At 70.1% G+C, this 18007-nt stretch carries 19 protein-coding genes; 7 read left to right on the top strand and 12 right to left on the bottom strand.

Translation table 11 applies throughout. The annotated features are described in order from the left end of the window. Nucleotides 1–100: 100 nt before the first annotated feature. Nucleotides 101–2104 (bottom strand): ATP-dependent nuclease, encoded by a 2004-nt coding sequence (locus tag OG698_RS37890; protein WP_406108419.1) that lies wholly within the window; start codon nucleotides 2102–2104, stop codon nucleotides 101–103. A 556-nt stretch (nucleotides 2105–2660) separates the two neighbouring features. Here OG698_RS37890 and OG698_RS37895 point away from each other — a divergent pair. From OG698_RS37895 to OG698_RS37905, 3 genes are all read left to right on the top strand, one after another. Continuing rightward, nucleotides 2661–3014 carry a DUF317 domain-containing protein gene (locus OG698_RS37895; protein WP_399080194.1) on the top strand — a complete coding sequence of 118 codons (354 nt, stop codon included), beginning with the start codon at nucleotides 2661–2663 and terminating at the stop codon, nucleotides 3012–3014. Between the two features lie 103 nt (nucleotides 3015–3117). Further along, entirely contained in the window at nucleotides 3118–3408 is a 291-nt protein-coding gene (locus OG698_RS37900) for a hypothetical protein (protein ID WP_237511529.1), read from the top strand. Between the two features lie 15 nt (nucleotides 3409–3423). Further along, the gene (locus tag OG698_RS37905) at nucleotides 3424–4245 is read left to right on the top strand and encodes a DUF317 domain-containing protein (RefSeq protein ID WP_406108420.1); all 822 of its coding nucleotides are present in this window, start codon (nucleotides 3424–3426) and stop codon (nucleotides 4243–4245) included. A 670-nt stretch (nucleotides 4246–4915) separates the two neighbouring features. Here the strand turns inward: OG698_RS37905 and OG698_RS37910 are convergent. The 11 genes from OG698_RS37910 to OG698_RS37960 all read right to left on the bottom strand — a co-directional run bounded on the left by OG698_RS37910 (nucleotide 4916) and on the right by OG698_RS37960 (nucleotide 13628). Further along, entirely contained in the window at nucleotides 4916–5611 is a 696-nt protein-coding gene (locus tag OG698_RS37910) for a hypothetical protein (protein ID WP_406108422.1), read from the bottom strand. Between the two features lie 79 nt (nucleotides 5612–5690). Further along, nucleotides 5691–6134, bottom strand: a complete 444-nt coding sequence (locus OG698_RS37915) for a hypothetical protein (protein WP_406108423.1) — start codon at nucleotides 6132–6134, stop codon at nucleotides 5691–5693. 431 nt (nucleotides 6135–6565) lie between these two features. Beyond that, nucleotides 6566–8305 (bottom strand): relaxase/mobilization nuclease domain-containing protein, encoded by a 1740-nt coding sequence (locus OG698_RS37920; RefSeq protein ID WP_406108425.1) that lies wholly within the window; start codon nucleotides 8303–8305, stop codon nucleotides 6566–6568. Further along, nucleotides 8302–8814, bottom strand: a complete 513-nt coding sequence (locus tag OG698_RS37925; protein WP_326746061.1) for a plasmid mobilization protein — start codon at nucleotides 8812–8814, stop codon at nucleotides 8302–8304. The genes OG698_RS37920 and OG698_RS37925 overlap by 4 nt, the downstream gene beginning before the upstream one ends. A gap of 101 nt (nucleotides 8815–8915) precedes the next feature. Then, nucleotides 8916–9152: a hypothetical protein gene (locus OG698_RS37930; RefSeq protein ID WP_406108427.1), complete on the bottom strand. Its 237-nt coding sequence runs from the start codon at nucleotides 9150–9152 to the stop codon at nucleotides 8916–8918. An 89-nt stretch (nucleotides 9153–9241) separates the two neighbouring features. Beyond that, the gene (locus tag OG698_RS37935) at nucleotides 9242–9433 is read right to left on the bottom strand and encodes a hypothetical protein (RefSeq protein ID WP_055493674.1); all 192 of its coding nucleotides are present in this window, start codon (nucleotides 9431–9433) and stop codon (nucleotides 9242–9244) included. Then, the gene (locus OG698_RS37940; protein WP_406108430.1) at nucleotides 9430–11061 is read right to left on the bottom strand and encodes a hypothetical protein; all 1632 of its coding nucleotides are present in this window, start codon (nucleotides 11059–11061) and stop codon (nucleotides 9430–9432) included. The genes OG698_RS37935 and OG698_RS37940 overlap by 4 nt, the downstream gene beginning before the upstream one ends. Continuing rightward, nucleotides 11058–11699, bottom strand: a complete 642-nt coding sequence (locus tag OG698_RS37945; protein ID WP_406108432.1) for a WhiB family transcriptional regulator — start codon at nucleotides 11697–11699, stop codon at nucleotides 11058–11060. Before OG698_RS37945 ends, OG698_RS37940 begins: the two co-directional genes overlap by 4 nt. A gap of 161 nt (nucleotides 11700–11860) precedes the next feature. Further along, nucleotides 11861–12577, bottom strand: a complete 717-nt coding sequence (locus OG698_RS37950) for a hypothetical protein (protein WP_406108433.1) — start codon at nucleotides 12575–12577, stop codon at nucleotides 11861–11863. 2 nt (nucleotides 12578–12579) lie between these two features. Continuing rightward, nucleotides 12580–13485, bottom strand: a complete 906-nt coding sequence (locus tag OG698_RS37955; RefSeq protein ID WP_406108434.1) for a helix-turn-helix domain-containing protein — start codon at nucleotides 13483–13485, stop codon at nucleotides 12580–12582. Continuing rightward, nucleotides 13482–13628, bottom strand: coding sequence for a hypothetical protein (locus OG698_RS37960; protein WP_406108436.1), 147 nt, complete (start codon nucleotides 13626–13628; stop codon nucleotides 13482–13484). The genes OG698_RS37955 and OG698_RS37960 overlap by 4 nt, the downstream gene beginning before the upstream one ends. Before the next feature lie 739 nt (nucleotides 13629–14367). Here OG698_RS37960 and OG698_RS37965 point away from each other — a divergent pair. From OG698_RS37965 to OG698_RS37980, 4 genes are read left to right on the top strand one after another with little or no spacing between them, the layout of a single operon-like run. Beyond that, nucleotides 14368–14808, top strand: a complete 441-nt coding sequence (locus OG698_RS37965; RefSeq protein ID WP_326746067.1) for an XRE family transcriptional regulator — start codon at nucleotides 14368–14370, stop codon at nucleotides 14806–14808. Nucleotides 14809–14844: 36 nt separating this feature from the next. Next, entirely contained in the window at nucleotides 14845–15357 is a 513-nt protein-coding gene (locus tag OG698_RS37970; protein WP_329159845.1) for a hypothetical protein, read from the top strand. Continuing rightward, nucleotides 15354–16562 (top strand): MAB_1171c family putative transporter, encoded by a 1209-nt coding sequence (locus OG698_RS37975; RefSeq protein WP_406108438.1) that lies wholly within the window; start codon nucleotides 15354–15356, stop codon nucleotides 16560–16562. The genes OG698_RS37970 and OG698_RS37975 overlap by 4 nt, the downstream gene beginning before the upstream one ends. Beyond that, on the top strand, nucleotides 16559–17995 hold the full coding sequence (locus OG698_RS37980; protein WP_406108440.1) for an amidase family protein: 1437 nt from the start codon (nucleotides 16559–16561) through the stop codon (nucleotides 17993–17995). The genes OG698_RS37975 and OG698_RS37980 overlap by 4 nt, the downstream gene beginning before the upstream one ends. Nucleotides 17996–18007: the final 12 nt, after the last annotated feature.

The following is an 18007-nucleotide window of genomic DNA, read 5'->3' on the forward strand; positions in this document are numbered from 1 at the left end:
GGCAGCCGGAGTGATGCCGGGGCCGGCGTCAGCTGCACGGGGTGTTCCGGCGGCGGAGTAGAGGCGTCTGCCGCAGGCTCACGGACGGGCGGGGCAGAGGTCATGTACTCGTCCCCTGTTCGCCGGGAGATGATCCACTGGTCTCTTCAAGGGTGGGGGCCAGGGGCAGGTTCTCGTAGCGGCGGCGCAGATCGTCCAGGAGCGCCAGCAGAGGTCCGCAGCCAGGCAGACCCAGCAGGTCTGCCTGGCTCACGGGTTGCTCGGCGGAGACACTGAGCAATTCCCGGATCCGAGTGGGTAGATCGAGTTGCTCGACGTGGGCTGCAAGCCGCTGGGCGAAGCGGCCCTTGCTGACAGGATCGCGCTCGACACGGGAGACGATGGCGTCGCGCTGGATGGCGGTGGAAGGCCCAGCAGAGACCTGATCCACGGCCTTGGCGAAGTTCTCGCGGCGTGTCCGCCCGTTAGCGAGTTCGTTGAAGGTGGCTTTCATCTCCTTGCCCAGCAGCGGTGCAAGGTCGGTCTCCAGGGTGTCCGGGCCGACGAAGATGCCGAAGCCCGCGGCGGTGGTGACAAGTTCCCTGCGCCCCGTCCGCGAACCTCCGGTGTCCGGAAGGTTCTGTTCCTGCAGAACGCCCAACGCTTCCTCATACGTATCGGCCGTGGCTGCATCGGTGAGGACTTTCAACAGGCCGAGGGCACGCTTCAGGCCCAGTTCGCGCCGGTACTTCTCCTTGTCCTCGGTGTCGACGGCGTCGCCGTCGGTCAGGACACTGAAGGGGCGGTTGAACCCGGAGGGGCCCAGAAGTTTTGCGTAGGGAGCAAAATCCGTTCCGTCGATGCTGGCGACGACGATGCCGTGGGCGTCAAGGTTGAACCCGGCGGATCGGGCGAGCGCGGGCAAGACGTAAGTCTCAGCGATCCCTTCAACGAGAACGACGCCTTGTGCGAAGAGCAGTTCTGCCCGGTTGACGTTGAGGTACCGCTGCAGGTCCGCTCGCTCGGGCGCCGTGAGTAGGTCGGGGGACATGACACGCGCCTCGGACCCAGCACCGCCATCCAGCAAGAGCACCAGGCTGGGCAGCGGGGTTACGGAGGCGATATGCGGGCTGTGGGTAGTCAGCAGCAGGCGGTTGGGCTGGGCGAGTAGGTGGGCAAACAGGTGCCGCTGCAAGGTGGGGTGGAGATGGGCTTCTGGTTCCTCGACCGCCAGCAGGGTGTCCTCGCCATGTACGGCGCCCCGGCGCAGGCCCAGCCACTCCAGCAGGAGCCCCAGGTAGAGCACGTTGGCGGTGCCCGTTGAGGTCCGATCAACGCCCCTAGTGGCGGATGGGTCGATGAACAACCGGATGCTGCGCAGCAGATCTTCATCGCGCCCGATGAAAGCCAGTGACGGATCGAGATTCAGCCGGGGCCCGGCCATGGTGGTGACGCGCGCCCGAATCAGGTCGGCGACACGCTGGACGTTGGCATCGCGGCCGAGATCCTCTCGCGCGTTGCGCATCGCCTCCAGCGTTTTGTCGATGCTGGTCTGTGATGGGGGAAGCTCGCGCAGCAGTCTCGTCAGAGGGCTGCGCTCTGGGCGCGCGAGGTCGCTCTCGGCATCCCGCAGGGCTGGCAGAACCGACAGCGCGGCATATTTCTTCGCGCCGAGCATGCTGTTGCTCGGGTCCGTGCCGCCGAAGATGGTCCATTCGTAGTCGGTCGGTGTCAGCGGCTCGGCCTCCTCCTCGCCCAACAGGAGTGCCGCCGATTGCCTGGGCCGAAACAGGTATGTGAGCCGGGCGGCAAGCGGATCCACGCTCACGATGGCCCCGTCGAGTTCGCTCCGCGCATCGGGATCGTCCTCAAAGCCGCAGAGTTCGATTTCCACAGTGACCTCCGCCCCCTCGGCCAAGGCGGGAGAGCCGTCGTGGATGTCCTCCGGCAGCAGATCCCGGCGCCGGTCTGGCAGATCTGGATCAAGAACCAGTCGCAGGGCGTGCAGCAAGTTGCTCTTGCCTGCACCGTTCTCGCCGACGATCACGGCGGGCGTTGGGAACGGATCTATGACCAGGTCCCTGAAGTTGCGGAAACTCCGGATACGAAGGCGACGAAGCTGCATCGTTCTCCTGGTTCATCGGCCAAATACTCCTGGCAGTGACGCTCAGCCCACGCCTTGGCGACCTGCCAAAGAGGCGGCACCATGCTACGGCGGAGATGCCCTCTTGAGGCCCGGTTTTCTCCCCCGCCCTCCGGCGAAGCGACAGCCCGCGAGCGCGGACGGTGCGCTGCCGGGTCGGCGCCGCCCGGTACCAGCCCGATGCCCTGGAAACAGCGCGCACCCCTCGACCACGGAAACAGTCCTACCGGAACCGCGTCCTCGAAGCTGGACGTCGCGCAGTCCAACAGGGGACGCCGCCGACGCTCGCGTACGGCATTCCCGGCGCCTCGATGTATGGCGTGGCCCCGTTCCCTCCAGCTGGTACGGCCGTACAGCATCCGCAGTGCGCTAACCCCGTACGACTGGGTTCGCTGTCAAACGCCTCGATTGGATGACGAAGGACAGCAGTTCGCCGGGGGCAGACAGGAAAGATCGCGGAAAGACTGGCCAAGGTGTGCGAGGGCATGTCAACGTAGACGACCTTGCAAGAAACCCCAGGTCAGAGAGGTGATTGCCCGTGACCGTAGCGCCCGTGGGCCCCGGTTTCTCCACCACCGTCGAAGCCCTGCGGCTGCGTGAGTGGCAGCTCGGCCCCGGCCAGCCCACGCTCGTCATGGACCAGTTTTCCGCGGAGGACTTCCACCTGATCGTGGACGACCGCGCGGACGTGCACGTCAGCTCGAAGGACGGCCGTTTCTACCTCGGCTGGTTCCCGCTCGGTCGCCCCGGCACCGACGGTGAGGGATGGACTATCGCCGTCACCGGCACGGCCAAGGTGCCCGGCTATCACCTGTCGTTCGACACCGAGACGCCGGCCGACATCGTCGCCGCCGCCGTGGCGCGCGTGCTGGAGACATCGCGTCGCGTATGACCGTGCAGAGCCCACCGGAAGCCTTCACTCGGAGGGCCGGCTAACTGCCGGCCGCCGGCCCGTTCCTTCGCTCCCCGTTTCCCCTCACCCCAGGAGGCTGTTCGTGACGTCCCCGGAGATGACCGTCGGTGATCTCATCGACCTGCTGTCCGCCTGCGACCGGAGTGCTCCGGTCCGCCAGGCCATGAACCCCTTCTTTCCGATGGCACACCGCCTGGCGCAGGTCGTGCAGTCGGTGGACGAAACCGGCCGGACCGTCGTCTACCTCGCCGAAGGGCGGGACGAGGACGCACAACTCGGCCATCTGCCGCCCGAGGTCGCCGTCGCCCTGACCTGGCAGGGCCCCGTCCAGGCACCTCCGCGCCGCCCCCGCCGCCGTGCCGGCGGCAACTAGACCCGAACCGAGCCCTTGGAGGCGCCCCTGTACCCCGACTTCCCGCTCGACCCGTCCACCCCGAGCGGCGAACAGCCCGCGTTCTGGGTCGGTCCCCGGCATCTGGCCGGTGACGATGGGCGCCTCTACGACGCCATCGCCGACACGCTGTCCGGCCTCGGCTGGACGAGCCTGACGATCGTCCGCGGACGGCACGAGCCGGACGAGGCACCGGCGGACCGTCAGGTCCTGCGCAGCACCGTCCTGCACATCAGCCCTGACGCCCTCCGATGGGCGCAGTGGAGTCTGGCTGACGAGCCGTTCCACCTGGGAGAACTGCCGATCGCCTGGCAGATCTCCGCCCGCGCGGACACGAGCAGCCCGCTCGCTCAGTGGTCGGCCTACTTCACCACCGACGTCCCCGGCGAGGCTGTGGCCGACTTCCTCGTCGCGCTCGACGCCCGCGACCAGCCCGCCGTGCCGCTCGCCGGCCCCGAGCTGGTCCTCGACGCTGTCGCCGCCCACGGCTGGCTCCGCGACATCGACCAGCCCCAGGCGGCAGCGACGGACCCGACGTTCACCTCGCACATCAGCCTCGGGGAGGTGCCGCCCCTCATCCAGGACGCCGACCCGCGCGCCCTGACGACCGAGGCCGACGAGGCGGGACCGGCCGGATGGCAGGCATGGGCCGAGCCCGCGCTCGGCGCACCCTGCCTGTGGGCAGCCTCCTTCGGGGCCAGCGTCCCGCACAACCTCGTGGCAGCTTTCGCCGCCTCCCTCAGCTCGACCGCGCCGGTCCTGCGCCGGGTGCTGCCCGAGGCCACCCAGGAGCGCCTCCTGCGCGCGCCAGCCATCTAACATCCCGCGCTCGGTTCCCGACGCACGCAGCCCGGCCCCTCCCAGTTTGGAGGGGCCGGGCTTTTTGCTTCCAGAGCCGTAATCGCCGGTGTGCACTACGGCAGTCGGGAGGACCGGCCCGGCGTGAGGCGCTGTCGCCGGGCGGCCGGTCTTCGGCGTCCCCGCGGGGTTTGCAACCCTGTGACGGCACGATGCAGGATGCCGCAATGCACCCCAGCCCTGGCGTCCTTGTCGCCATCGCTCTCGTCGTCGCCGTGACGGTCGCGCTGTCGGTCCGTTCACGTCGCAAGCGCACGGCCGCCCTCGCGGCTCAGTGGCAGGCATTCCAGCAGCACCGGAGTTCCGGGCAAGGGCAACTTCTCCAGGTCACGCGGGTCTATCAGCACGGACGCCGTGGCTCGAAGGCCGTCGTGACCTGGTGCGACACCGGTCGGCAACAGGATGCCTGGTTCTGGAACTGGCACGTTCCCGCAGGCGCGTATCTACTCGTCAATGCTTCCAGCGGCTATGGGCCTCACAGTCACAACCCGAACGTGCTCTACGTACAGCCCGGACAGGTTCGAGCCTGGGTGTCAGGCCGAGCTGCTCGCGCCGCTCACCGGGTCGGCCAGTAACGCGCTGCTGCCCCCGACCACCGTGGTCGGGGGCAGCGGCATGGCGGGCGGGCAGGTCAGCTCGTCGCCGTGGCCTTGGCGAGGGCCTTGCCGAGGTGGCGGTCGACGAGGGCCGGGGAGCCGGAAACGATCAGCAGCAGGCTGCCGTCGCGGATCGCGGTCTGCTTGACCACGGTGCTCCGTCCTCCGGTGGAGAACGTCAAGAGCTGGCTCCACTGCTCGTCACCGAGGCCGCGGGGTGCGGGCAGCTTTTGCGAGGCCATGTCGATCGGGGTGCCGCCCGCTACGACCTGATAGGTCGGGCAGCCGGTCATGGCGTCGAAGATCCGGTCGATGCCGCCGGACAGTTTCTCCACGCTGTCGCTGTACAGCTCCTCGGAGACCTCCGAGGAGCTGCCGCCATAGGTGAAGGACGCCTTCGCCTTGTGCGGGAAGGTGAGGGTGCCGCCGGTCGCCGCGTCGCCGCCTAGCTCGCTCAGGGCCGGGCAGCCTATGACGGTGACGTCGTCGTTCTGGGTGCGGCGTTCGGGCTTGCGCAGGTAGCCGCTGCCGAGGTCGCTTTGGTCGAGCAGGCGGGTCTCCAGCGCGGCCGACGTGAGCGGGGCAGCCTGCTGGGCTGCGTCGGCCGGCTTCCCAGTTCGGGCGGAGGGAGCGGTGTCGGGCTTGGTGCCGGCGGCGTTGGTGGAGCAGGCGGGCACGGCGAGGAGGGCGGCGGTGATGCCGAGGGCGGTGGTGCCGACGCGAACGCGCATGACGGAACTGACCCCTTGGTGCTAGGCGACGGGTGGTCAGTGCGGGCCCGCGGGCCCGGTGGGGTCGTAGGAGTGGGGGTCAGTGCCCGAGGTGGCGCAGGCAGTCCTCGAACGTGGCGTGCGTCGCGTCTGCCGGCCCGAAGTTCCGGTTGAACCAGGCGGTGTCGAGTCTGGTCTCCTGCTGCTGGTGGCCGACCCGGCAGCGCAGCCAGATCTGGTCGCGCGTGGAGAGGATGAGCCAGTCCCGGTACGCGCCGCACTCGGCGCAGGCGACCATCTCGCCATCGAGGACGAGCGGCTGCTTCCACGGCATCATCTTGCCGTCGACCTGGTCGTGGCTGGGCACCCGCAGCTCCGGCGGAAGGAAGTCGTCCACCACGGTGGTCGGCTCGGTGCGCTCCGGCTCGACCGGCGGTACCCCGAACCCGGGCGGGACCTGATTCTGCAGCCGCGCATGCAGCTCGGCGAACTGGCGCTGCGCCTCGCTGGGCTCCTTGGCCCGGCGGCGTATTCGGTGAAACACCCTGGCGTCCTCCTTTGCCTCGTCCTGCTCGCTTCATGATCGTGCACTACGCCTCTGGCGGTTTCAATTCACAAAGTCCACAGTCACCTTCGGGCAGGTCATCGGGCAGTTCCTCGCCTCCCGAGGCCGGAGGATGACGAGTTGGCCACGGCGCGTGTCTCCGAGCGGAAGAGTGACGTTGCCACGGTGTGCCCGAACACATCTCGTCCTCTCCCGCCGCCCAACTGCGCGGCGCCTACTGCCTCGACTCGCCGCACCTGCGCCATTCCCTTCCCTCCTGCGCGTGCTCCGGCGCCCGCACCCCACAGCGCGGGCCTGCACTCCGTCGGGGGCCGGTGTGGCGTATGGCCATGCTGTGGGTCGCGTGCGGGGCGGTGGCGGTGTCCCTGGTCTCGGTGGTGCGCTGATACCGCCCCGGCACTCAGCAGGGCTCACCGGGTCTTGCTCGATGTCTCCTCTCCGCTGCGGAGACGTCCGGGTGCGGAGGGCCTGGTCGTCGTCCTGCGTGTTGCGGACTGGACCCCAGCGGTGCTGGTCTCGGGCAGGCTTGAGGCGTCGGCGGGCAGATCGGCTGTCCGCCGCATCCGCCACACCAGTACATCGCTCACCGAGTCTGCGGTGTCGAGTTCGCGACGCTCTACCGCGTCGGACAGAAGAGCGGCCGGATCGTGGCCAGCGGCTTCGGCTTCCGCGATGGTCGCGGCCAGTGCGTACCAGCCGGGCTCGGCGAGGATCTGCTCGGCGAGTTGGGGCAGTGTTTCGCGCAGCAGTACGGTCTGGCGCTGGAGCACCGGCCGGCTCAGACGTCGGCCTCGCTGGTAGAGCACGCCGAGCGGCTGGGCAGCGGCGGCCTGGTAGGCGGTGCGCAGGTGCTCGGCGGCATGGGCGGCGGCTTCGGCCTGCTGGGCGTGGCCCTTTCTCGCGTGCCAGTGGGCAGCGGCGGTGATGAGGAAGAACAGCATGTCGATCGCCATCGCGGTGGTGGCACCGTCCTCACCGCGGCCGAGGGCGGGCCCGCCGTGGACGAGGTCGCGGGCGGCCTGCCGCAGCGCGCGGTCGTGCCCCCGTACGGCGCGTACGTGGGAGCGGGAGGCCCGCTCGAACGCTGTTGCGGCGTCTCGCAGATCGCGGCGGGTGTGTGCGGCGGAGGTCTTCGCGAGCGCGTCCAGGACCTCGCCGGCGGAGGCGATGTGGGCGGCGGCGACCGCGTCGTCGCCGTGCTCGACGATGAGCACGGCCTGCCACGCGGCCGATGCCGTCCTGCGGCGGGCGGAGGCCGGGGTGCCGGGCCCCGTATGGATCGTATCCTCCTGCCGTGGAGTCGGATCGGGCCCGGTGTCGCCGGACCAGCGCTCCCGGATGCGGGGCAGCGACAGGTCAGGGGCCAGGCGCGCGCCGGGGTAGAACACCGGCTCGCCGTCCTTGTTCAGGTCGTCGGGCAGAGCGACCTTGTATCCGAGGAGGTCTCCGGAGGGCGCGGCGCGCTTACGGATCAGGAGGCCGGCGGCGGCGAGCCGGTCGAAGAACTCCTCGTCACTCCTCGCACCGGACACCGCGCGCCGTACCGTCTCGCGCAGCTCCTCGCGGGCGGTGCGCTCGCGACCCTGGCGTTCGGCCTTGTGCCGTTCGGCACTGGTGGGCCGCTGTGCGGCGGTGCCGTCGCCGGGGGCGACCTGCCGGAGCCCGAGTTCCTTCTCGATGAGACGGGCTTCGGCCTGCGCCCGTTTACCGGATCGGTGGTGGTCGGGGCGTCGGCCGTCTTCGCGCACGAGGGTGGCAACGATGTGGATGTGGTCGTCAGCGTGCCGCACGGCGGCCCAGCGGCAGCCCGCGCCGTCGCGCGGGTCGATCCCTGTGGCGGCGACGATGCGACGCGCGATGTCCGCCCACTGGTCGTCGGTCAGGATCGGGTCGTCGGGCGCAGCACGCACCGAGCAGTGCCACACGTGCTTGTCGGGGCGTTGATCCGCGGCAAGGAGATGGAGGGGCTGGTCGAGCAGCTGCCCGAGATCCTTCTTGGTAGCTGTCGCATCGCGTCCGGGGTCAGGCGACATCCCGTCGAAGGAGGCGACGAGATGTGGATCGACGTGTTCCTCGTGGGTTCCCTTGCCGTAGAGGTAGTACAGCAGGCCCATGGTGTGGCTGCCCTGCTTGTGGATCTGTGGAATCAAGGCGCCTCGTCTGCCTGCCGGTTGGCTACCTTGTCGGCAGCCATCCTCACCGCGTCGGCCGCTCGGTGGACGTCGGCCATCACCTGGGTCAGCTGGGGAACGTCACCGCCGGAGTTGAGGATCTTGGCGGCTTGATTGAGGTTGCTGCCGGCCCAGCCGAGCTGCCGCCTCATCGCGAACAGTTCGGTGAGCACGTCGCGTTCGGTGGCGATGGCGACGGCGGTACGGGACTGGTCGCGGGCCATGGCTAGCCCGGCGTAGGCGAGGAACCCCGCCACGCTCATACCGGCGGCGTCTGCTCCGGCCTGGATGAGAGCGAGTTCGGACGGGTTGAGGCGGACGCTGTGTGCGCGACGCTGCTTCTTGTCGCGCGGACGCGCTCGCCCCTTCGGCCGCCCCTTGTGGGCGGCTTTTGGCTGCGATCCGCCCTCGGTCGCAGTCTTCCCGACTGGCGCCCCCTGGTGCCAGTCGGGCCCCGCCACCCCAGGGGCGGGGACGGGTTCGGACACTGCCCCCTCGGGGGAGTGTCCGAACCTCCATCTTGCTCGCCCCGAGACCGAGTTGGAGTCCGGATCAGGTACCGGGGTGTTGCCGTTCTGGGTGGGGTTCGTCATCGGGATTCGGACCTCGTGGAGCGGGTGTGGTGCTGGATCGTCGCGGCCAGCGCGAGGACGTCGGCCGGTCCCGTGAGGACGCGGACGGGCTCGTCGGGGTGGTCCTGGACGAGCCACTGGCCGGTCGGCGTGAGGACGGCGGCGTACAGGAGTCGCCGGCGGACCAGGACGTCTGCCCAGGCGCTGGCCTCGGCGGCGGTGGGCTCGGATGAACGAGGGGGACGCGGAATCACGGCGTACCTCCTTAAGCGGGACGGTGGCCCGGCACGGATCCGGGCCACCTGTTGCGGATAGGGGCGTTGAGCTGGGGCTTTGGCGCGGTTCAGCCGCACTCGGGGCAGCGCCCGACGTGGCTGTTGAGGGCCCGGGCCATCCGCTGCTTCGTCGAGGCAGCCTGCTTTGCGCTGGACTTCGCCGCCGGCCTGCCCTCGTGCCGCTTGGAGTGGGCGAGCATGAAGCCGATCTCCCGCTCGTACTCCGCGCGGACGGTGTCGAACTGGTGGCAGGTCTTCATCGGGCGGTGCTCCTTGTCTTGGTGGTGTCGTCGCTCCGCAGTTCCTGGAGGACGAGGCTCAGCCGGTCGTTCCGGCCGCCCTTCAGGCCCTCGCGGCGGAGGATCTCCCGCAGCTGGACTCGGGTGACGGACTCGTTTCCGTCCCGTTCGAGCAGGGCGGGGACGTGGGGGCGGACCTGCTGGACGAGCTGGTCCACCGACTGCTCCGGCTCGCGTGGCGGGCGCTGTGTCTGCGGGGTGCGGGACCGGCCGCGCTTCCCCTTGTTCTTCGTCCTCGTCTTCGTGGTCGTCTTCCGCCGGAGGGGGACGTTGTGTCCCCGGTCCCCGGTGGGCTCGGTCCCCGTGTTGGTGTTGGTCGGTCCCCGGTCCCCGGTGGGCTCGGTCCCCGTGTTGGTGTCGGTCGGTCCCCGGTCCCCGGTGGGCTCGGTCCCCGACTCGGTGTCGGTCGGTCCCCGATGCGAATCGGCGCCCTGAGCAGGTACTTCTCGCGCAGGAAGGTCGGTCCCCACGCTTCCGGCGTCCCCCGCCGAGGCTTCCGAATCGGCGGGACCGGTCCCCGGGACCGCGTCCCTTTCTGGGGCCTCGGTCCCCACGCCGGTCCCCGCGTCCTCGCCTTCGGTCCCCGCGCTTGACGACTCCGTCGAGTCCGCGATTTCGGGGACCGGTCCCCTCGGCTTGCACGGTCCCCGGTCCCCGCCCGACTCGTCGGGACCGGCTACGGGGACCGGCGCTTTCGAGGCCGGCTGCGAGGGGACCGTGGCTGCCGTGGCGGTGCTGTGCACTGGGGACCAGGGAGAGGGCAGCGGGACCGTAGCGAGCGCGAGGGCGTGCCGACGGGCGGCGAGCTGGTCGAGCAGCTGCGCGCGCTGGCGGGCGTCGGTCCCGACCGATGCCCTGCCGACCGCCTTCGACAAGCGCCGCGTGAGCCGACGGCCGCTCCGACTCCGCTGCTGCTCGGGCGTGCGCTCGGCGAGACGGGCGGCCAGGGCGACCGCGCGGGCGGTGGCCCGGTCCCGGGTGATCTGCGCGGCGTCGCGGTCTCGCGCGGCGATACCGAGGCGGGACAGCAGCCGCTCGCGTGCCTCCCGGCCCAGGACGGCGATCAGTCCGTGGGAGGCGGCGCCCGGGGTGCGCAGACGCAGCTCGATTCCCATGGCGAGGTGCCACAGCATCGCAGCCATGACCGGCCCGACGAAGGCCCGGACCGTGCCGCCGACAGGGCCGCTCTCGGCGTAGGCGGGGATCACCTGCACTCCTGTGATCACCCAGACCAGCGTGCCCGGCAGGCCGGGGGCGCCCTGAGCGGCCAGGTTCTGCCGTGCCATCAACGCGGTCGCGAAGAGCGCCAGCTCGGCCGCGGCGAACATCCCGGCTCGCTCTGCGGTGCCGGCCATGTCGAGGTAGTCGGCGGCGAAACGCCAGCTCGTGTCTGCGCTGTAGGCGGTGCAGCCGAGGGCGGCAAGGGCGGCGACCTTGACCGCTGGGCCGCCGAGACGTTTCTGCGGGCGGGTTCCTCGACGCCGGAACGCCCAGGCGGTCAGCACCAGCACGAGGGCGGCGGGCACGCCGACGGCGAGGAGGAGAGGGAGATCCGGAGCGGCGCTCAGGGCCAGGACGGGGTGGGTCATGCGGCCTTTCCGAGAGGGGCGTGCGCCGGAGTCGACGCTGCCGGGCGGGACACCGGCTGCTGTGTGCCGGGTGCGGCGGGCGCGGGGCTCCCTGCTGCCGGAGTGGTCTTCTTCCGCTTCTTCTTGGGCCGCGGCACGCCGTAGGTGCGGTCGCGGTCGAACACCTTGTTGGCAGCCTGCCGGAGCAGGTCACGGGCGTGCTTGTGGCTGATCTGCAGGGCAGCGGCGAGCCGGTCGGGCCGCCAGCCGCGTACGTAGGCGTGGTGGATGACAACCTGCCGCTCGGCCTCGGTCAGGTGCACGTCGCGTCCATGGAAGAAGGCCGTCACGCGCCGGTAGTCGAGGCGCTGGGGCAGTCCGTCGTGCAAGGGGCGCCGCTCGGCTTCGGTGAGGCCGCCCCAGATGCCCTCCTTGAGGACGTTCTCCAGGGCGAAGTCGAGGCAGTCGCGGCGTACCGGGCACCAGCCGCACAGTTCCTTCGCCTCGGCGATGTCCTCGTGGTCCCGGGGCCCGGGGAAGAAGACGGCGTCGGCGTCCTCGACGTCCATGCCGTGGCACGCTCCGCGGGTGTGCCAGCTGGTGTCTCCGATGCCGCGCAGGCCGGTGGCCGGCGCGTCGTGGGTGGTGATGTGACGCAAGGGGGTCTCCGATGTGCTGCCGCGTCGGCCGGCTGGGGCGGTGCTGGGCGGATGCGGTGTCGGGTGCCGGCTGCGGCGCGAGGGCGTGCGCCGCAGCCGGGGCGGGACGGTGGTGTTGGGTGGCGGTGCACCGGCCGGGGCGCACGTGCCGGATGCGCCGGTCAGGCCATGGCGGGCTGCTGGACCTGCTCGCTCGGCTGGGCCTGCTGGGCGGCGGCGAGGTCGAGGCGGCCGGGGTGCGGGGTGGCGCGCGGGGCGGTTCCGCGCGCTCCGCCGTCGGGGCCGATCCGGCGCCGGCGGCACGGCTCGCCGGGCTGGGCCAGGCACCACTCGCAGCGGACGCTGAGGGCGTCGGGCTGTCCCTGGGCGACAGCCGCTTCGCGTGCTGCTCGGGCGGGCCGGTAGGGAGCGAGAGCGGCTCGGGCGGCGGGCGGTATGCACGAGCCGATCTCCCGCAGCCGCGCCTCCAGCTTCGGGTCGATCCCGTCGCGACCGCTGGTGATCGCCGGGGCTTGCGCGGGCTGCGCGGCGCCGGCGGCGACGGCGCGGCGGGCGCCGACCAGCTCGGCGGTCCAGGCGGCCTGGTCGTCCGGGTCGACGGACGGCGTGGGGTCGGAGTGCCGGGCCAAGCGGTCGCGCCGGTAGCTCTCCCAGGGACGGGCCACGTCCGCGGGCAGGATCTGGTACGGCGAGACGCGGATGTGCTGGCGGGCGGCGACGCGGGCGTCCCAGCCGTTCGGGGTGGCCATCGGCACGTCGCCGAGCAGCTCGTGCCACTGGGCGAGCTGGTCGCGGGCCTCGCCCTGGTCGGTGCGGATGGTGCGGGGGTCGAGTCGGCCGATGTAGGCCAGCAGGGCGGCGGTTTCGCGGCGGTCCACGGTCAGCCCTCCGTTCCGGTCGGCTCGCCGAGGGCGGCGAGGAGAGCGGCGGTGTGGGCCTCGGCCCGGGTCATGCCGCTCGGCGCGGCGGGACCCTTGCCGGGCACGGCATAGAGGTTCGGGCGACTGGGGGCGTGCTCTCGGGCGACCCAGGAGCGCCAGTCGGCAGCCCAGGCATCCGTCGGCCTCGGCTTGAAGTCGGCGCGGTGGGCACGCCACTTCGCGTCGGCCGCCTGCAGACCCTCCTCGCCGAGGCGATCGAGGTGTCCCTGCTGGCGGGCCCAGGCGTGGGTGGCTGGGTCGACCTGCCACTCGGCAGCCGAGGTGACAGCCGCACCACCACTGCTGTACCTCCGGTTCAAATCAGGTTCACTACGGTTCTGTGTGCCGGTTTCCGGTACATCGCTGTGCCGGTTTCCGGTACGTCGAGGTGCCGGTTTCCGTCGGGACCTGCCGGTTTCCGGTACTGCCGGTTTCCGGACCCTCGCGGGGGAATCCGGCACCTCACGCGGACGGATTCCGAATCGGCGCAGAGCTGAGAGCCGGAGTTTCAGAGGGACAGCGGGCTCGTCTGACGCTGCCGTGTCGCTGTCCCCCACCTCGCCCGGCTGCTGCGCTCGCAGAGCCTGTGCGACCGCTACGGCGGCGAGAGGCAGGCGGTAGACCGTGCTGCGCTGAGGGCCGACGAGGTCGTCGAGCTGCTCCAGCTCACCGGCGTCGACCAGGCGGTCGATGGCCTCGCGCACCGTGGACACGGAAGCGCGCGTGCGCTTGGCCAGGCTGGACAGCGAGGCCCAGGAGACGCACTGCTCGTCGGCCACACGGTCGGCAATCGAGAGCAGGACCAGGCGCGCCGCTCCCCGGCTGGAGCTGTGCTCCCACACCCACTCGCGGGCCTCGCTGCTCATCGGCCGCTCCCGATGAGCGGGCGGTGCCGGCGGTTCGCCGGGGCCGGGAGGGTGTGGTCCGGCTCGGCGCGCTGAAGCGCCGAGACGGAGGTGGCTGCCGCGCAGGCCAGGCGGAAGGGCCTTTCGCGCAGGGCAGGAGACATGCGATACTCCCCTTTGCAGTGTTGCCACGCTGGTGCGCCCCTGGAAGGACTCAGCGTGGTGATGGTGGGCAATCTCCGCCCTTGCCGGGGCGGACGTGCCACTTAGCGTTCGGCGTCCGGGAGTTAACGCTCTCGGGCGCCGTCGCTGTTTTGCGGGACCTACTCGGTCCGGTCCGTGCTCTCGGGCTCCTCACGTCCGTCGTCGCAGGCGGGCTGCCCGGGGACGACGAACATACGCACGGACCCGTGTCAAGATCCAGACTTGGTTCTTAAACTCTGTACTGGTTGCAGAGAGTCACCGCATGATCTGCCGCCGGAGCCCCCTGTGGGGCTCGGCGCGGGCCGCCCTCCGGCGTCGAGGAGCACCGTTGCCGCGGTTGCCCCGACTGTCGAGATCGTGCCAATGTGTCCGAATTGGAACGAGTGTCTAATGTCCTCCGCAGCGGAAATGCGATGTGGATGAGGTGTTTCCACCGTCGCCTCCGCGCTTTCTGGTCGAGGATCAAAGTTTTGCGGGCCAGACGTGACGTACGTCGCTGGGTGAACGTGGCTTGCGCCACGTCCTCCGGCGTACCCCTGCCGGTAGAAACGGACAGGTCGACCTGAAACAGGCGGTGCGTGCCACACGGAAACGTGCTGGTGAGGAAGAACTTTCCATATGGGGGATCAACCCGTCAACTGGCGTTTATGGCGGGGTAGGGTGGTTGAAGTTGCTACGAAGCCCACCCAGGAAAGGATCATGAAAGAGTCCATCGAAGGTCAGGTGAACCCCAAGGGGCTCATGGACCGCCTAAACCGCCTGTTCGACACGGTGCACCCGCCCGATCGCGGCCCCTTCAGCAATGCTGAAGTGGCCGAGCTGATGGAGAAGCGGGGCCTGGGCAAACTGTCGGCCCAGTACCTGTGGCTCCTTCGGACGGGGCAGCGCGATAACCCGACGAAGCGTCATCTCGAAGCGCTCGCAGGGTTTTTCGGGGTGGATCCCGCTTATTGGTTCGACGATGCCGTCGCTGAAAAGACCGTGCAGGAGCTTGAGTTGCTCGCGCTGCTTCGGGACGCGAAGATCAAAAACGTTCTTCTTCGCCTATCCGACGTCTCTGCGGACGGAAAAGACGCCGTCCTGGGGATTGTCGAGAGCGTGCGAAAATCCGAGGGGTTGCCGCCCTCAACTGGCGCGTAAAACGGCCTTAGTTCAGTAAGTGATCAAGGAAAAGCAATGTGGTCTGCACGTAGGCTGCGCCGGCCTGACCTTCTGGCCGAGCTGAAGCTCCCGCACGTCACCAATATCCGCGATCTCAGCGACGAGGTCTCCCGCCGTACCGGACGGAAGGTGGTCCTAGAGCCCCGGGAGCAGGCGCCCTCGGTGTGCGGGGCATGCGCCGTCACGGAGAGTGCCGTCCACGTCTTCTACGACCCGCGGACCAGCTCCCTGCACCAGGACCACATCATCGCCCACGAATTCAGCCACCTCCTGCTCGGTCACCATGAGAACCGGCCGGTGTCCGCGCTGGCTCCGTCCTTCATCACCAGCGTGGATCCGGCCACCGTGCAGATGATGCTGGGGCGTACCAAGTACGAGGAGGACGAGGAGCGGGACACCGAACTCCTCGCTTCGCTGCTCCAGCGCCGGATCATCGACCGGTGGCTGCGCAGCGACGAGTCCTCCGGAGACGAGGTGCAGGACCGGGTCACGCACACGCTGCTGCGCCGACGGGAGGCCCGGACGTGAAGGACCTGCTCCATCCGATCAGCCTCGTCGTCGCCACGCTCGGCTTCCTCTGCCTCCTGCGGGACGTGCCGACCCGCCGCCGAGACCCGGCCTCCACCGCGCTGGCCGCCGTCTTCCTGCTGTCAGGACTGTCGTTCCTGTTCTCCATCACGCCGATGTGGAACTACCTCGACCGAGTCCTCGGCACCGTCAACCTCTCCGTGCCCCTCGCGCAAGGCTGCGTGGTCGCGCTCCTGGCCTGTCAGCAGGTGGTCCTCACGTACTGGGGATCCCCGCCCGATGTCGCCCGCCGGCGGAGTCGCCGGTGGCTCGGGGCCGGCTTCGCGGTGATCGCCGGACTGTTGGTGCTGTTCGCCCTGCTGACGCCCAGCGCGCCGCATCCGATCGACTTCACGCTGTACTACGCGCACGACGACTGGTATGCCGCGTACCTCACCCTGTACGTCACGGCCTACACCATCGGCGAGCTGTTCCTCGCCCGCGCCTGCTGGCGCCTGGCCGGCCGCAACATCCGCGGGTCCGTCCGCTACGGCCTGCGCATCGTCGCCCTCGGGGCCACTGTCACCCTCGGATACAGCGCGGTCCGCATCAGCAACGTGATCGCTGGCGCCTTCGACACCTCCCTCGCAGGCTGGGAGGGCTTCGCCTGGACCTGCGGCGATGTCGGCGCCATGCTCACGCTCATCGGCTGGCTCGTGCCCACCATCAGCGACCAGGCCCAGAGCGTCCAGTTCCGGATCAAGGTGTACCGCAGCTACTACGGCCTGCGCCCTCTGTGGCTGGCGTTCTACAGCGAAGCGCCCGAGATCGAGCTGCCGATCGACCGAGTCGACCCGGCCCAGAGGCGTCGCTTCCGCCGCATCTCGATCCGGCTCTACCGCCGAGCAGTCGAGATCCGGGACGGCCGGTTCGTGATCCGCCAATACCTCGACGCCGCTGTCCGCGAGGCCAGCGAAGCCCACCACCGGGCCCGAGGACTCCACGGCCAGGAGCTGTCTGCCGCCGTCACGGCCGACCAGATCCTCGCCGGAATCGCCGCGAGGGCCGAAGGCGCCCGCCCAGCGCCCGACCAGCTCACCGAATTCGCCGACTCCGAACGCCAGACCAGCCGGCCCATGGACGACATCGACGCCCTCCTCGACGTCGCTCGCCACCTGCCCCGCCAGCCCGCACGAGCCCCCCACCTTGAGCGAGTCTCCGCATGACGACCGACCTCACCCACCAGCCCGCCCACGTCCAGCTCCAGGCCCTGGACCGCCGCGAGATCTCCAGCCGCGAGCTGCTCGACCTCCATCTCGACCGCATCGATGCCAGCCACGTCAACGCCGTCGTCACCCGCGACGACGACGCGGCCCGGACCGCCGCGCGAGCAGCGGACGAACGTCGCGCCCGCAACGAAAGCAGGGGAACCTTCGACGGCCTTCCCCTCACGATCAAGGACAGCTTCGAGACGGCCGGCCTGCGCACCACCAGCGGCGCCGAGGACCTGGCGGGTCACGTACCCGCACGGGACGCCGATGCGGTCGCCCGTCTTCGCCATCAAGGCGCCGTGATCATGGGCAAGACGAATACGCCGGCGTACTGCCAGGACCTGCACACCGACAACAGCCTGTTCGGCCCCACGCTCAACCCCAATGATCCTGAGCGCACTGCCGGTGGCTCCTCTGGCGGCCCCGCCGCCGCAGTCGCCGCCCACCTGACTCCCGCCGACCTCGGCAGCGACCTCGCTGGCTCACTGAGGCTTCCGGCGCACTACTGCGGCGTCTACGGCCTGCGCCCTACGCATGGACTCGTCCCGGCTCGCGGCCACATCCCCCGCCCGCCGGGATGGATCACCAGCAGCGATATGGTCACGCCCGGCCCCCTGGCCCGCCACCCCCGCGACCTCGGCCTGCTCCTCGACGCGCTGACGACACCGTCACCCGCCGAGAACAGCCCCTGGCTCGTGAAGCTGTCTTCGGCGCGCCGCGCAGTTGGCCAGCTCCGGGTAGCGGTGTGGGCCGAGGACGCGAGCTGCCCCGTCGACCGTGAAACTGCAGCTGCTCTCGCCGCCGTCGAGCAGGCACTGGCCTCCGCGGGCGCGAACGTCATCCGCACCGCGGGACCGGTCGGCTTCGCCGACTCTCTCCGTCTTTTCGAGCAGCTCCTCCACGCCACCGCGACGGCCGCCACCGACCACGAAGCCGGCGCGGCCGAACTCGAGGCGGCGCGTGACCTGCAAGAGGATGACGCGAGCCCGCGGGCCACCTTCCTCCGCCACCGAACGCAGACACACCGCGCCTGGCTCCGCGCCAACGAGGAGCGTCTCCGGCTTCGGGAGACGTGGCACCGGTTCTTCGCCGACGCCGAGCACGATGTCCTCATCACCCCCGCCGCTCCCACCGCAGCGATCCCGGCCGGCACCCGCGCTCTCACGGTCGACGGCGTCGAGCGGAGCTTCTTCGACCAGACCGGCTGGGCCAACCTCACCAGCCACGTTGGTCTGCCCAGCCTGGTCATGCCCGTCGCGCGAAACGCGGACGGCCTCCCGATCGGCGTACAGCTCGTGGGACCGACCTATTCGGACCGGACCTTGCTCGCAATGGCGGAAGACTTGGCGTCGCTCCTCGGAGGGATGGCCGAGGGAATCAGTCTTTGACGCCGGTGGCAA

Source organism: Streptomyces sp. NBC_01003, assembly GCF_045162695.1.
Classification (GTDB): domain Bacteria; phylum Actinomycetota; class Actinomycetes; order Streptomycetales; family Streptomycetaceae; genus Streptomyces.

Coding starts and splice junctions, on each gene's coding strand:
- OG698_RS37890 (WP_406108419.1), bottom strand. CDS start 2,104: ATGCAGCTTCGTCGCCTTCGTATCCGGAGTTTCCGCAACTTCAGGGAC.
- OG698_RS37910 (WP_406108422.1), bottom strand. CDS start 5,611: ATGCGCGTTCGCGTCGGCACCACCGCCCTCGGCATCACCGCCGCCCTC.
- OG698_RS37935 (WP_055493674.1), bottom strand. CDS start 9,433: ATGAAGACCTGCCACCAGTTCGACACCGTCCGCGCGGAGTACGAGCGG.
- OG698_RS37940 (WP_406108430.1), bottom strand. CDS start 11,061: ATGACCCACCCCGTCCTGGCCCTGAGCGCCGCTCCGGATCTCCCTCTC.
- OG698_RS37955 (WP_406108434.1), bottom strand. CDS start 13,485: ATGAGCAGCGAGGCCCGCGAGTGGGTGTGGGAGCACAGCTCCAGCCGG.
- OG698_RS37960 (WP_406108436.1), bottom strand. CDS start 13,628: ATGTCTCCTGCCCTGCGCGAAAGGCCCTTCCGCCTGGCCTGCGCGGCA.
- OG698_RS37965 (WP_326746067.1), top strand. CDS start 14,368: ATGAAAGAGTCCATCGAAGGTCAGGTGAACCCCAAGGGGCTCATGGAC.
- OG698_RS37970 (WP_329159845.1), top strand. CDS start 14,845: ATGTGGTCTGCACGTAGGCTGCGCCGGCCTGACCTTCTGGCCGAGCTG.
- OG698_RS37980 (WP_406108440.1), top strand. CDS start 16,559: ATGACGACCGACCTCACCCACCAGCCCGCCCACGTCCAGCTCCAGGCC.